Here is a 14,180-nt window from a genome sequence, read left to right as displayed (position 1 = left end):
CAATAGACCCATGCACCGCCGAATCACCGGAAAGCTCGTCATCGCGACCCACAATCCCGGCAAGCTCGCCGAGATGAAGGAGCTGCTCGCGCCTCACGGCATCGAGGTGGTGTCGGCCGGTGAACTCGGATTGGGCGAGCCCGACGAGACCGGCAACGACTTCCGCAGCAATGCCGCGATCAAGGCGATCGCGGCGGCGCAGGCGACCGGGCTGCCGTCCTTCGCCGACGATTCCGGCATCGTGGTCGACGCGCTCGACGGCGCGCCTGGCATCTACAGCGCGCGCTGGGCCGGTCCAAACAAAGACTTCGCCGCCGCGATGGCGCAGATCGAGCGTCTGTTGCAGGAGCGCGGTGCCATCAAGCCGGACAAGCGCAAAGCCCATTTCGTCTCCGCACTCTGCGTCGCCTGGCCGGACAATCATCTCGAAGAGGTCGAGGCGCGCGTCGACGGCACGCTGGTGTGGCCGCCGCGCGGCACTGCCGGCTTCGGTTACGATCCGATGTTCCTGCCCGACGGTCACATCAGAACCTTCGGCGAGATGGAAAGCATCGAGAAGCACGGCCTGCCGCCGCTCGGCCTCGGCCTGTCGCACCGCGCCCGTGCCTTCGTGAAACTGGCGGAGATCTGCCTTGAGCCGCGCTAACAAGGATGCGTTCGGCGTCTACGTGCACTGGCCGTTCTGCCTGTCGAAGTGCCCCTATTGCGACTTCAACAGCCATGTCCGCCACGCCGCGATCGACGAGGCACGCTTTGCTTCGGCCTTCGCCCGCGAGATCGCGACGACCGCCGCGCGCGCACCCGGACGCGAGGTAACCTCGATCTTCCTCGGCGGCGGCACGCCGTCACTGATGCAGCCTTCGACCGTCGGCGCCGTGCTCGACGCGATCGGCAAGCACTGGACGGTGGCAAGCGATGTCGAAGTCACGCTGGAGGCCAATCCGACCAGTGTCGAAGCTACGCGCTTTGCCGGCTATCGCGCCGCCGGCGTCAACCGCGTCTCGCTCGGCGTGCAGGCGCTCGACGATGCCTCGCTGAAAGCGCTGGGCCGCATGCACAGCGCGCGAGAGGCGCTCGATGCCGTCGCGATCGCGCGCCGCTCGTTCGACCGTTACTCGTTCGATTTGATCTATGCCCGTCCCGACCAGACACCGGCGATGTGGGCGGACGAACTGCGCCTCGCGATCGATGAGGCGGCCGAACATTTGTCGCTCTACCAATTGACGATCGAGGAAGGCACGCCGTTCTTCGGCCTGCACCAGGCCGGCAAATTGAAGACGCCGAATGAAGCCGTGGCGCGCGCGCTCTACGACGTCACGCAGGAAACCTGCGACAAGCTCGGGCTGCCCGCCTACGAGATTTCCAACCACGCACGGCGCGGCGCCGAGTGCCGGCACAATCTGGTCTACTGGCGCGGCGAGGAATATGCCGGCATCGGCCCCGGCGCCCACGGCCGTCTCGACATCGAGGGCGTGCGCCATGCCACCGCCACCGAGAAGCGCCCGGAAGCCTGGCTGATGCGCGTCGAGACCAATGGCGACGGAATCGTCACCGACGATCTCCTCAACAGCGAAGAGCGCGCCGACGAATTCCTACTGATGGGATTGCGCTTGGCCGAGGGTATCGATCCCGAGCGCTACAAGGCGCTCTCCGGCCGCCCGCTCGACCCCAAACGTATCGCGCTGCTGCGTGAGGAGGGCGCGATCACGGTCGATGCGACGGGCCGCCTGCGCGTGACCAGCAGCGGATTCCCGGTGCTCGATGCGGTGGTCGCCGATCTCGCGGCGTAGCGAGATCTCGTAGGGTGGGGCAAAGGCGCACTTGCGCCGTGCCCACGATCTCTCTCGATCACGGAAAATGCGTGGGCACGCTACGCTTTGCCCGCCCCACGGCACCGTCGTCCTGAGCTACGCCCCAAAACTCTTCGGCGAGCCCGCGACCGCGACACCGCCACCTGTCGTCACCTTCATCACCGCAAGTCCGCGCTCATTGGTGCCGTCGGCGCGGAAGCGGAACAGGCCGTCGATGCCGGCAAAGCCTGAGGGGTTGGTGAGCACATCGGACGAGAAGCGCGTGGTGCCTTGCGTGCGCGCGAGCGCAGCAACGAGCGCGACCGCGTCATAAGCGAGCGTCGCGGTGCGGATCGGATCGGCGCCGTATTTGGTGCGATAGCGGCCGGAGAACGCGCGAAAACCCGCCGGATCGGGCGCGGCGTAGAGGCCGCCTTGCAAGTTTGGGCTGGCATAGACACGCGGACTGTCCCACAGGCCGGTGCCGAGCAGCTGGATGTTGCGCAAATTGGCGCCGGCCGCGGTCATCGCATCGGCGACCGCAACGACGGAATCGCCGTCATCGGCAATGAACAGCGCATCCGCACTGCCGAGCTGCTGCGCCACCGATCGCGCCGGCGTCGCACGATCGGCGCCGTATTTCTCGAACGCGACGACGCGGCCGCCACGCCGCGGCACGGCTGCCTTCACCGCGGCTTCGACGACATTGCCATAGGCATTATCAGGCACCAGCACGGCGACGGAGCGTTTGCCGATGCTGGCTGAGTATTCGATGATGCGATTGACGTCGGACTCCGGCAGGAAGCTCAGCAGATAGACGCCGCGGCCGGCAATGCTCGAATCGGTCGAGAACGCGATCACCGAAATGCCGCGCGTGCGCGCGACCTGCGCCACCGCCGGCACCGACTGCGCGAACAGCGGCCCCAGAATGATCTCGGCGCCTTCATCCACCGCCTGCTGCGCGCCGGCTTGCGCGCCCTGCGGGCTGCCATTGTCGTCCTTGATCAGCAGCTGGATGTTCGGGTTCTGGAACTCGGCCAGCGCCATCTCGGCGGCATTGCGCATGGATTGCGCGGCAAGCCCGGCATTGCCGGCGGCCGAGAGCGGCAGAATCACGGCAACCTTCACGCCGCCGGTGCCGGCGGTGGTCGCCTGCTGCGGCGGACCAGCCGGCTGGGCGGGCGGCGGCGAGGAGCTGGAGAAGGGATTGGAGAACTGGCTGAGGCTCTGCTGCACACCGGCGCAGGCGGACAGCAGGGGCGTGCCGAGCAGCAGGCCAAGCGCACTCCGCCGGGTCGCCCCTGACATCAGGCGCCCCGGGACGGGAGACTTCAGATCACGCGGGCCCACCATCTCAGCTTCTCTTCTGACCGGCCGCATTGCGCCAGTCACAACATTCTTTCCGCGACACAAGCCGCGGATTCAGGCATATTGTCGGCAAATAGTTAACCAAAACAAAAGGATAATGACCGCTTAACGCGACCGTCGTCCTGTCCTGGCTTGCTGTCCGCCGTCCGTCACGAAAGCATCAAGGCGCCGTTTCCGCCGTGAATATGGCGCTGACGCTCCACTCCCTCTGGAATGTGATGCCGGATGGATCACATTCCAGTCCTTCCTCGCCCCGCTTCAATATCCTGGCCAGGCATGATCTTTTTCGAGGGGCCGGTTCCCAGCCCCTGACATCATGCCTAAGTTCATCTCATTATGCGCGCAAAGCCGGCCCCGATAAATACGACTGAAGCCACGGACGCCGCCTCGCGCGGGTTCTCCATCGATGCCCACCGGCTCGTGGCGCCGAAACTCGCGGCCGGCCTCTATCTGGTCGCGACCCCCATCGGCAATCTCGGTGACATCACGCTGCGCGCCCTGCAGACGCTGGCCGCCGTCGAAATCATCGCCTGCGAGGACACAAGGATCACGCGGCGCCTGACCGAGCGCTACGACATCGCGGCGCAGCTCAAGCCGTATCACGAGCACAATGCGGAGGCCGCGCGGCCCAAGATCCTCGAGGCGCTCGCGGCCGGCGGCTCGGTCGCGCTGGTGTCGGACGCCGGCACGCCGCTGATTTCCGATCCTGGCTACAAGCTGGTGCGCGAGGTCTGCGCCGCGGGCCATGCGGTCTATGCCCTGCCCGGCCCGTCCTCGGTGCTGGCGGCGCTGTCCGTCGCCGCGCTGCCGACCGATCGCTTCTTCTTCGAAGGTTTTCTGCCGTCCAAGTCCGCCGCGCGAAAATCGCGCCTGGCCGAGCTCGCCCGCATCGATGCGACGCTGGTGATGTTCGAATCCGGCAATCGTGTGCAGGATACGCTCGCCGAGCTCGCCGAGATCATGGGCACGCGCGAGGCCGCGATCTGCCGCGAGCTGACCAAACTGCACGAGGAGATTTCACGCGCGACGCTGAGCGAGCTCGCGCGCGAGGCGGACACGCTGGAGACGCGCGGCGAATTCGTGCTGGTGATCGCTCCGCCCGCCGCCGATGCCGATGTGCTGACAGCGGATGCGCTGGACGATCTCCTGCGCACGCAGCTTTCCACGAACAGCGTCAAGGACGCGGTCGCGCATGCCGTCGCACTCTCGGGCCGGCCGCGCCGCGAGGTCTATGCCCGCGCACTCGAACTCGCCAAAGATTTGCGGGGCGGCGATGGCGAAGACTAAAGCGCCGGCCGAACCGAAGATCGCCTCGCCCGAGCGCGTCGCCGCGTTTCGCACCGGCATCTCCGCCGAGAGCCGCGCCGCTGCCTATCTGATGGCGAAAGGCTACCGCATCCTCGCCAAACGCTACCGCACGGCGCATGGCGAGATCGACCTCGTTGCGCGCCGCCGCAACCTGATCGCCTTCGTCGAGGTCAAGGCGCGCGCCAGCCTCGACGAGGCCGCCTATGCGGTGACGCCGCGCCAGCAGCAACGCATCATCGATGCCGCGCAGGGCTGGCTGATAGCGCATCCCGAGCATGCGGAATTCGAATTGCGATTCGACGCCATGCTGATTGCGCCGCGCTCACTTCCACGCCATGTGTTGGCGGCATTCGACGCCTCGACCTGAAAGGCAGACCATGAAACTGAACATCGCCGTCCAGATGGACCCCATCGCCCGCATCAACATCAAGGGCGACTCCACCTTTGCGCTGCTTCTGGAGGCGCAGAAGCGCGGCCACGGCCTGTCCTATTACACCCCCGACAAGCTCTCGATGGTCGGCGAGGAGATCGTGGCGCCGGTCCAGCTGCTGACGGTGCGCGACGAGCCCGGTGATCACTTCACCCTCGGCGAGCCAAGGCGCGAGGCACTGAACGGCTTTGACGTGGTGCTGCTGCGCCAGGACCCGCCGTTCGATCTCGCCTACATCACCTCGACGCATCTGCTCGAACGCATCCATCCGAAGACGCTGGTCGTCAACGATCCCGCCTCGGTGCGCAACGCGCCGGAAAAACTGTTCGTGATGAACTTTCCGCAGCTGATGCCGCCGACCCTGATCTCGCGCGATCTCGACGAGATCAACGCGTTCCGCGACAAGCATGGGGCCGTGGTGATGAAGCCGCTGCACGGCCATGGCGGCGCCGCGGTATTCCGCGTGATGCCGCAGGACATGAATTTCGGCTCGCTCTACGACATGTTCTCGGTGACGTTTAAAGAGGCCTGGGTGATCCAGCAGTTCATCCCCGAGGTGAAGCACGGCGACAAGCGCATCATCCTGGTCGATGGCGAGTTCGCCGGCGCCGTGAACCGCGTGCCTGCGGCCGACGACCTCCGCTCCAACATGGTGCGCGGCGGCGCGGCCAAGGAGACCGAGCTGACGCCGCGCGAGCGCGAGATTTGCGCCACCGTTGGACCTGCGCTGCGCGAACGCGGCCTGCTCTTCGTTGGGATCGACGTCATCAACGGCAACCTCACCGAGATCAACGTCACCTCGCCCACCGGCATCCGCGCCATTGCACGACTTGGCGGGCCTGACGTCGCGGCCAAGATCTGGGACGTGATCGAGCGGAAGCGGGCGAAGTAGGGGTTGCGTCACGCGCTCTGCCAAGAGAGCGCGCGATCTCTCCCAGTGTCCCGGCGCACCGCGCGCAATTGCGCGCTAGGCCGGGACGACACTGATGATGTGGTGCGCTGCGTCTTATCTCACTACCAAGATCAGGCGCCTCCCGGCCACCCCTCCACTAACCACCCGTTCACCATGACGCCCCGCGTTATCATCCGGACGCGGGAGCGCACCCGCGTGTTTCTACGGGGCCAACGGCCGAGCGACTAACGCGGCATTCACCATCTGCCCAAAACTCGCTTCGTCACTGCCCATCACACTCGGCCTCGCAACACCCCTTATACTTTTACTCCCTACTCATCGATGCGGGGGAACCCGCCACGTGCGGTTCGAGTGCCCCGCGTAAGAGTAGAAGCGTATGAACACCGCACGCATTGTCGTTCTCGTCATTGCGCTCGGCGCCGGCGGCGTCGCTGCGTATCTCGCCAGCGGTTACGACAACAAGCCCGCACCCGTCGCCCAGGTGGTCGAGAAGCTGCCGACGGTCGAGGTGCTCGTCGCCAAATCCGACATCCAGCTCGGCCAGGCCGTGAAGGCCGAGGATCTGCTATGGCAGACCTGGCCGCAAGCGACCGCCAGCAGCGCCTTCATTCGCCGCGACAGCCGGCCCGACGCACAGACCCAGATCGCCGGCTCGATCGCGCGCGTGCCGTTGATGCAGGGCGAGCCGATCCGCGAGCAGAAGCTCGTCAAGGCCGACGGCTCCGGCTTCATGGCCGCGATCCTGCCGTCCGGCATGCGGGCCGTTTCCACCGAAATCTCGGCCGAGACCGGCGCCGGCGGCTTCATCCTGCCGAACGACCGCGTCGACATCGTCCTGACGCGTCGCCTGAAGAATCCCGATGGCCCCAACGGCCAGACCGGCGGCAATGACCTGATCCTGTCGGAAGTCGTCCTGACCAACATCCGCGTGCTCGCGATTGATCAGGCGCCGAAGGAAAAGGACGGCCAGAACGCCGTGCTCGGCAAGACCGTCACGCTCGAGCTCCGGCCCGACCAGGTCGCGACGCTCTCGGCCTCGCGCCAGGGTGGCACGCTGACACTCGCACTGCGCAGCATTGCCGATGCCAGCGCCTCCGACGGTGGACCGGAAGAGCAGGCACTCAAGCAGCGCCAGACCGGCGTGAACGTGATTCGCTACGGCGTACAGGCGCGACAGCTGACGTCACAGAAGTGATGGGGACATGATGAACTACGGGGATGATCGGACGGGCGTGCGCATTCGGGGGAAGCGCGCAAGCTCGTTCTGGGCAGGGGCCATGTTGCTGCTGGGGCTGGTCGCAGCTCCCGATCTCGTCCGCGCCGCGGATGCACCGGTCGGAGACCAGGCGCCGATGCAGGCGCCGGACCTCGGCGTGGCGCCTGTTGCAACCATCGCGCCGGCCAGGATGCGCTCGCTGTCGCTTGGCGTCGGTAAGTCGGTCGTGATCGACCTGCCGCGCGAGGTGAAGGACGTGCTGGTGGCCGATCCCAAGATCGCCAATGCGGTGATCCGCTCGTCGCAGCGCGCCTATATCATCGGCGCCCAGGTCGGCCAGACCAACGTGGTGTTCTTCACCGCCGACGGCCAGCAGGTCGCCTCCTACGACATCGCGGTGAAGCGCGATCTCAACGGCATGCGCACGGCGCTGCGCCAGTCCCTGCCCGGCGTGCAGATCGAAGGCATCGGCGACAGCGTGATGCTGACCGGCTCGGTGTCGAGCCCGGTCGAGGCCCAGCAGGCCGGCGACGTCGCCGCCAAGCTCGTCGGAGGCCCCGACAAGGTGGTCAACAACATCATCGTGCGCGGCCGTGACCAGGTGATGCTGAAAGTCGTGGTCGGCGAAGTTCGCCGCGACATCGTCAAGCAATTGGGCGTCGACCTCAGCGCCAGCCTGAATGCCGGCACCGCGGTCGTGAACTTCAACAATTCGAACCCGTTCTCGGTCTCCGGCGGCCCGCTGGTTAGCAGCAACGGGCTCGGCGTCACCGGCCTCGCCAAGGGCGTTGCCACCGTCAACGCCACCATGCGCGCGATGGAAACCGCGGGTGTGATGCGCACGCTGGCCGAGCCGAGCCTGACCGCCATCTCGGGTGAATCCGCGACCTTCGTCGCCGGCGGCGAATTCCCGATCCCCGGGGGCTATGCCTGCGATCCGGTCACCCATGTCTGTACCACCCAGGTCACCTACAAGAAGTTCGGCATCTCCCTGAACTTCACCCCGGTCGTGCTGAGCGAAGGACGCATCAGCCTGCGCGTGATGACCGAGGTCTCGGAGCTGTCGAATACGAACTCGATCACATTGACCCAGGCGGTGTCCGCGACCTCCAACAACTCGATCACCATCCCCTCGCTCCAAACCCGCCGCGCCGAGACCACGCTGGAAATCCCGTCGGGCGGCTCGATGGCGATGGCCGGCCTGATCCAGCAGCAGACAAAGCAGGCGATCAACGGCCTGCCCGGCCTCGACCAGGTGCCGATCCTCGGCGCGCTGTTCCGCAGCCAGGACTTCGTCAACAACGAGACCGAGCTGATGGTCATCGTGACGCCCTATGTGGTGCGCGCGGTCGCCCAGAAGGAATTGTCGCGGCCCGACGACGGTTTTGCGCCCTCCTCGGATGCGCAATCGGCGCTGCTCGGGCGCATGAACCGGCTCTACGGCATCGCGCGCCGCGTCGATCCGATCGACGGCGACAGGGGCGATTTCGGCTTCATCATCGACTGACACCAACGGTTTTGGGGACCGGGGCGAGAAACGGGCAAGAGGGGACCAGGCGATGACGAGGACAGCAGATCGACGTCGCAATTTGCGCATCGCGCTCGCGCTGACGGGGCTCTCCGTCATGCTCGGGGCCTGCAACACCACAGGCGACGTCGTCACCACCCAGACGGTGCCGACCGACTACCGCATGCGTCATCCGATCGCGGTGCAGGAAGGCAAGCGCTCGATCGTGATCTTCGTCGGCAAGTCGCGCGGTGGTCTGTCGGCCGCGCAGCACGCCGACGTGATGGGGATTGCCCAGGACTGGGTCCGCGAAGGTACCGGCTCGGTCGTCGTCGACGTGCCGATCGACACTGCAAATTCGCGCGCGGCCGCTGCGACCTATCACGAGATCCGCGGCGTTCTGGGCAGCGGCGGCGTGCCGTCGCGCGCCATCGTGCAGCATCCCTATCGCCCCGAGGATCCCGGCCTGCTGCCGACCATCCGCCTGAGCTATTCCAAGATCACTGCGGTCGCCGGCCCCTGCGGGCTGTGGCCCGAAGATGTGGGGCCGTCGATCCTCGATCCCGGCTACAACGAGAACCGGCCCTACTTCAATCTCGGCTGTGCCAGCCAGCGCAACCTCGCGGCCATGATCGACAACCCCGCCGATCTCGAGCAGCCGCGCGCGGAGACGCCGGTCTATACGGCACGGCGCGACATCGCTTTCGACCGCTACCGCAAGGGCAATCCAACCGCGACCACCTATCCCGAGGCTGACAAGGCCAAACTCAGCGAAATAGGCAAATGACGGGCATCGACGACGAAGAAGCGGGTGATCCGCAGCACCCCGACGAACACATTGCGCCGGTTCCCCGCATCTCGGTGCAGGCCTTTTGCGAGACCGAGAGGACGCTCGCCGCGGTGACCGCGGCCGGCCAGGATCGCCGTCTCGCCAAGGCGCATCTCACCGCCAAGAGCGGCGGACTTGCCGCGGCCATCGAAGTCTATGACACGATGCCGACGCCGAACGTCATCGTGCTCGAATCCGACGGCACGCGCGATATCCTCGAAGGTCTCGACGACCTCGCCGGCGTCTGCGATCCCGGCACGCGCGTGGTCGTGATCGGCAATCCCGGCGATACCGCGCCCTATCGTGAGCTGGTGCGGCGCGGCGTCAACGACTACGTGGTCGGCCCGGTCGAGACCATCGACGTGGTGCGCTCGATCTGCAGCCTGTTCTCGGCCTCGGAAGCCATCATCACCGGCCGCATCATCGCGGTGGTCGGCGCCAAGGGCGGCGTCGGCGCGTCCACGGTCGCGCACAACGTGGCCTGGACCATCGCGCGCGACCTCGCGCTCGATTCCGTCGTGATCGATCTCGACCTCGCCTTCGGCACCGCCGGCCTCGACTACAACCAGGATCCGGCGCAGGGCATCGCCAATGCGGTGCTGTCGCAGGACCGGCCGGACACGGCGCTGATGGAGCGCCTGCTCGCCAAATGCACCGAGCACCTCAGCCTGCTTGCGGCACCCGCGACGCTGGATCGCGTCTATGATTTCGGCGCGGAAGCGTTCGATGCGATCTTCGACACGCTGCGCATGACCACGCCCTGCATCGTGCTCGACGTGCCGCATCAATGGTCGGCCTGGACCAAGCGCGCGCTGGTCAACGCCGACGACATCGTCATCGTGGCCGAGCCTGATCTCGCCAATCTGCGCAACACCAAGAACATGCTGACGGTGCTGAAAACGGCGCGGCCGAACGACCGGCCGCCGCTCTACTGCATCAACCAGGTCGGCATGCACAAGCGGGCCGAGATCGAGGTCAAGGCGTTCGCCAAGACCATGGAAAGCCAGCCGCTCGCGGTGATTCCGTTCGACTCGAAACTGTTCTCGACCGCGGCCAACAATGGCCAGATGATCGCGGAGGTCTCCAAGAGCCACCGCACCACCGAGCTGTTCCAGAACATGGCCAACCGGCTCGCCGGGCGCGGCGAGGTGAAAAAACCGAAGCGCTCGCTGCTCGGACCGCTGCTGAAGCGGCTGAAGGGCAAGACGGGGCGCGGATCCGCGCCGCATCGCAAGGCGTCGTAAACAGCCGGCAACGGCGGTGGATTATTTCTCCGCCCGCTGCTGCTGCTTCTTCGCCAGCAGCTGCCGCAGCGCCGTGATCTTGGCCGCGGCCTGGTCGGGAGGCAAATCTGCCTTCACGAGGATTTCAGCCTCGGTCTCGCGGCCCTGCAATCCCAACACCAGCGCGAGATTGGCACGGATCCGCGCATTGCTCTGATTGCGTTGATAGGCGCGGCCGAGCACCTGTTCGGCCTTCGGCAGATTGTTCTGCAGCATGTATGACAGGCCGAGATTGGACAGCACCGTCGGCTCCTCGGGCACGATCTTCAGTGCCGTGGCGTAATATTGCTGCGCTTCCTCGTTGCGGCCGAGCTGGTCGAGCGCCGCGCCCTGCGCCGACAGGATTCGCCAATCGGGATCCTCGGGCGTATGCGCGCGGCCCAGCACGTCAAAAGCCTGCTGGAAATTTCCATTGTCGGCGAGCGCACGGCCGTAACCGGCGAGCAGCGCCTTGTTGCTGGGATGGGCGAGCACGGCCTGCTCGAACACGGCGACCGCCTGGGCGTGCTGGCCGCCGTCACGCAGCGCCTTGCCATATTCGAGGACGATATTGGGATCGTTCGGCTTGGCACGATAGCGCTCGCGCAAGGCGCCCATATCCGGCTTGCCATCGGCCGCGGCGACAGGCTCGGACCGGCCGCCGAGCGCGCCGGTCACGTCGTCCAGGCTCGTGGTCTGGCAGCCGCCGAGGGCAAGCACCGCGAGCGCGGGAAGCAGGAATCTCGCCGGGGACGAGGCAAGGGACGAACGCTTGGACATACTCTGATCACCGCCGGCGGACTGATCAGAGATGCTTTGCCGATTAACGCTAAAGTCCGGTTAAGGACGCGTCCTTATGTGACCTAGTCGGTAAATTCCGCACCGAATTCGCAGCCGATGCGCCAGCGCAGGCGGCATTGGCGGGAGTAATCCGGCGCGAAGATGATGGTGAACTGCGGCGGCACTTCCAGGAATTCCGCCACCACTTTCACGCCCCCGTCCGAGATATCGGTGATCGTGCAGTCCCGCGGCAGCGAGCCCGCGCCAAGATGAATCTTGGCCAGCCGGCTGCACACCCGTCGTTCGCTTCTGCGGCGATTTGCAAGCATTTGAATTGTTCACCCGTTAGATCACGGCCCATCCCGCACCTCTAGGAGTAGCGGACATTCGTTGGGATGTGCTGAGGAGAGCCGTTCGCATTCGAGGCGTAGTCGAAGCTTAGTGTCCTGGTCCCGTTTACCTGATGTTAGGAACCGCCGGGGCCCTCATCCATGTTCCCGTATTGTTCTTGTCAAATCAGTCCCGCTCTGCTACCCCTAATTGTGCAAGGGGGGCAGCATGGTCCAGCGGGTTTCGACAGTCGCCTTTGAGGGAATCGAGGCCCGCGCGGTCGATGTGCAGGTGCAGGTCGCGCCGGGTCTGCCGGCCTTTGCCATCGTCGGCCTGCCGGACAAGGCGGTGTCGGAGGCGCGCGAGCGCGTCCGATCGGCGCTGATCGCTTCGGGGCTGGCGCTGCCGGCGCGTCGGATCACCGTCAATCTCGCACCCGCCGACGTCCCGAAGGAAGGCAGCCATTACGACCTGCCGATCGCGCTCGGACTGATGGCGGCGATTGGTGCGATCCCGCCGGATGCGCTGACCGGCTTCACCGTGCTCGGTGAGCTCGGCCTCGACGGCTCGATCGCACCAGTCGCTGGCGTATTGCCCGCCGCGATCGGCGCCAACACGCGCGAGGAAGGCTTGATCTGCCCCGCCGCCTGCGGCTCTGAGGCAGCTTGGGCGAGCCCCGACATCCAGATCGTCGCCGCGCACTCGCTGATTCAGATCGCCAACCATTTCAAGGGCTCGCAGGTGCTGTCGCGGCCCCTGCCGAAAGTGCATGAAGCCGCAAGCTCGCTGCTCGATTTGCGCGACATCAAGGGCCAGGAAAGCGCCAAGCGCGCGCTGGAGATCGCAGCCGCGGGCGGACATCACCTCTTGATGATCGGCGCGCCCGGTGCCGGCAAATCAATGCTGGCCGCGCGCCTGCCCTCGATCCTGCCGCCGCTATCGCCCGGCGAACTGCTCGAGGTCTCGATGATCGCCTCCGTCGCCGGCGAGATCGAGGGCGGCGCGCTGACATCGCGGCGGCCGTTCCGCTCGCCGCATCATTCCGCCAGCATGGCCGCACTCACCGGCGGCGGCGCGCGCGCAAAGCCCGGCGAGATCTCGCTGGCGCATCAGGGCGTGTTGTTCCTCGACGAGCTGCCCGAGTTCGATCCGCGCGTGCTGGATTCGCTGCGCCAGCCCTTGGAGAATGGCGAGGTGTCGGTGTCGCGCGCCAATCACCGCGTCACCTACCCTGCCCGCTTCATGCTGGTCGCCGCGATGAATCCCTGCCGCTGCGGCAATGCGTTCGAGCCCGGCTATGCCTGCAAGCGCGGCCGCATCGACCGCTGCACCGGCGATTATCAGGCGCGCATCTCCGGCCCGCTGATGGATCGCATCGACCTGCGCATCGAAGTCCCTGCTGTCACCGCAGCCGATCTGATCCTGCCGCCAGCGACCGAAGGCTCCGCTGAAGTCGCCGCGCGCGTGGCGGCGGCGCGCGATATCCAGCTCGCGCGTTACGCGGAGGCGGGCCTGCCGCAGGTCCGCACCAATGCCGAAGCGCCGGCCGCGGTGCTCGAGGACATCGCCAAGCCCGACGCGCAGGGGCAGAAACTGCTGCGCGATGCTGCCGAGACCATGCGGCTGTCGGCGCGCGGCTATCACCGGGTGCTGCGGGTGGCACGCACGCTCGCCGACCTCGATGGCGCGGACAGGATCGGCCGGCTGCATCTCGCCGAAGCGCTGTCGTACCGCGCACTCGCGGAGGATGTGCGCCAGCTCGCCTGATCATCCCGCGCATCAACCCGGTGGTAACGAGTTTCCTTTACGCTCTGCAAACCATAAGGCCCATCAGTTCCATCAGGGCCTGGCGAGTAGCGTGTCATGTTGCGTTTCAAGATCCTGGCCTCAGTGGTTCCCCTGTTGGCGGCTGCGGTGTTCGCCCGCAGCGAGATCGGATCGGTCTCGCAGCCCTGCATCGCCCTCGGCGACACCTCGGTCGAGCTGACCTCCCTGTTCTGGACCGCCGGCGTCCATGTCGCCTTCACCGACGATCTGTCGCGCGCCACGGTCCGGGTTCAGATCACCGATGACCCAGATACTGCGGACTTCGCGGTCGTGGACGATGGTCTCGGTTCTGAGCCCGATTCCTGCCAGGCCAATCCAGCGAACCGCCTCATCACCATCGCAGCGCAACCTGTCGATGGTGGCCCGGTGATCTATCTTTCCACTGACGGCCCGGCCGATTACCGCATCTTTGTCCGCTCGAAGACGTTCTCGCCGCGCGAGGCCGCAGCCCTGATCGTCGGTGCTCATGGCGACCACAAGTGGCCCCTCCAGGCCGCCTCGCTCTGACGCATTAATACCTCGTCAACCCTGTTTCGAGGCCACCTCGAAGCCTCAAGCTGTTCGCAAGGTCGGCAGGACATCGTCGCGCACGGCGGTGGCAGGTTTCGGGCAAGAGTCGG

Annotated in this window: 14 protein-coding genes; 11 read left to right on the top strand and 3 right to left on the bottom strand. The window is 66.1% G+C overall.

Annotated features, from left to right (window positions below; genetic code table 11):
* Window positions 1-10: 10 nt before the first annotated feature.
* Both rdgB and hemW read left to right on the top strand, forming a co-directional pair.
* Complete coding sequence (rdgB, locus tag XI06_RS37955; RefSeq protein WP_237860865.1) at window positions 11-646, top strand: RdgB/HAM1 family non-canonical purine NTP pyrophosphatase; 636 nt, start codon at window positions 11-13, stop codon at window positions 644-646.
* Window positions 633-1,790, top strand: coding sequence for a radical SAM family heme chaperone HemW (gene hemW / locus XI06_RS37950; protein WP_271607674.1), 1,158 nt, complete (start codon window positions 633-635; stop codon window positions 1,788-1,790). Before rdgB ends, hemW begins: the two co-directional genes overlap by 14 nt.
* 117 nt (window positions 1,791-1,907) lie before the next feature.
* Here the strand turns inward: hemW and XI06_RS37945 are convergent, their stop codons facing one another.
* Window positions 1,908-3,143 carry a penicillin-binding protein activator gene (locus XI06_RS37945; protein ID WP_271607673.1) on the bottom strand — a complete coding sequence of 412 codons (1,236 nt, stop codon included), beginning with the start codon at window positions 3,141-3,143 and terminating at the stop codon, window positions 1,908-1,910.
* A gap of 351 nt (window positions 3,144-3,494) precedes the next feature.
* Between XI06_RS37945 and rsmI the strand changes: the two genes are divergently transcribed.
* From rsmI to XI06_RS37910, 7 genes are all read left to right on the top strand, one after another.
* Entirely contained in the window at window positions 3,495-4,445 is a 951-nt protein-coding gene (rsmI, locus tag XI06_RS37940) for a 16S rRNA (cytidine(1402)-2'-O)-methyltransferase (protein ID WP_237860871.1), read from the top strand.
* Entirely contained in the window at window positions 4,432-4,833 is a 402-nt protein-coding gene (locus XI06_RS37935) for a YraN family protein (RefSeq protein ID WP_237860873.1), read from the top strand. Before rsmI ends, XI06_RS37935 begins: the two co-directional genes overlap by 14 nt.
* Before the next feature lie 10 nt (window positions 4,834-4,843).
* Window positions 4,844-5,788 carry a glutathione synthase gene (gene gshB / locus XI06_RS37930; RefSeq protein ID WP_237860875.1) on the top strand — a complete coding sequence of 315 codons (945 nt, stop codon included), beginning with the start codon at window positions 4,844-4,846 and terminating at the stop codon, window positions 5,786-5,788.
* A 397-nt stretch (window positions 5,789-6,185) separates the two neighbouring features.
* A complete protein-coding gene (gene cpaB / locus XI06_RS37925) occupies window positions 6,186-7,004 on the top strand; it encodes a Flp pilus assembly protein CpaB (protein WP_237860877.1) in 819 nt (272 codons plus the stop codon).
* Between the two features lie 10 nt (window positions 7,005-7,014).
* Window positions 7,015-8,532: a type II and III secretion system protein family protein gene (locus XI06_RS37920; RefSeq protein WP_237861310.1), complete on the top strand. Its 1,518-nt coding sequence runs from the start codon at window positions 7,015-7,017 to the stop codon at window positions 8,530-8,532.
* Window positions 8,533-8,584: 52 nt separating this feature from the next.
* Window positions 8,585-9,319, top strand: coding sequence for a CpaD family pilus assembly protein (locus XI06_RS37915; RefSeq protein ID WP_237860879.1), 735 nt, complete (start codon window positions 8,585-8,587; stop codon window positions 9,317-9,319).
* Window positions 9,316-10,605: an AAA family ATPase gene (locus tag XI06_RS37910; RefSeq protein WP_237860881.1), complete on the top strand. Its 1,290-nt coding sequence runs from the start codon at window positions 9,316-9,318 to the stop codon at window positions 10,603-10,605. The genes XI06_RS37915 and XI06_RS37910 overlap by 4 nt, the downstream gene beginning before the upstream one ends.
* Before the next feature lie 21 nt (window positions 10,606-10,626).
* Here the strand turns inward: XI06_RS37910 and XI06_RS37905 are convergent, their stop codons facing one another.
* Together XI06_RS37905 and XI06_RS37900 are read right to left on the bottom strand one after the other, a co-directional pair.
* The gene (locus XI06_RS37905) at window positions 10,627-11,403 is read right to left on the bottom strand and encodes a tetratricopeptide repeat protein (protein ID WP_237860883.1); all 777 of its coding nucleotides are present in this window, start codon (window positions 11,401-11,403) and stop codon (window positions 10,627-10,629) included.
* Between the two features lie 83 nt (window positions 11,404-11,486).
* A complete protein-coding gene (locus XI06_RS37900) occupies window positions 11,487-11,732 on the bottom strand; it encodes a PilZ domain-containing protein (RefSeq protein WP_237860885.1) in 246 nt (81 codons plus the stop codon).
* Between the two features lie 229 nt (window positions 11,733-11,961).
* Here XI06_RS37900 and XI06_RS37895 point away from each other — a divergent pair, with 229 nt between their 5' ends.
* Window positions 11,962-13,500 (top strand): YifB family Mg chelatase-like AAA ATPase, encoded by a 1,539-nt coding sequence (locus tag XI06_RS37895; protein ID WP_271607672.1) that lies wholly within the window; start codon window positions 11,962-11,964, stop codon window positions 13,498-13,500.
* A gap of 96 nt (window positions 13,501-13,596) precedes the next feature.
* Window positions 13,597-14,067: a hypothetical protein gene (locus XI06_RS37890; RefSeq protein ID WP_271607671.1), complete on the top strand. Its 471-nt coding sequence runs from the start codon at window positions 13,597-13,599 to the stop codon at window positions 14,065-14,067.
* Window positions 14,068-14,180 lie beyond the last annotated feature (113 nt).

The sequence above is a fragment of the Bradyrhizobium sp. CCBAU 11434 genome, from assembly GCF_028128895.1.
Classification (GTDB): Bacteria; Pseudomonadota; Alphaproteobacteria; order Rhizobiales; family Xanthobacteraceae; genus Bradyrhizobium; species Bradyrhizobium zhengyangense.
Note: the sequence above shows the minus strand (reverse complement) of the source record. Positions and strands in the feature narration are given on the sequence as shown.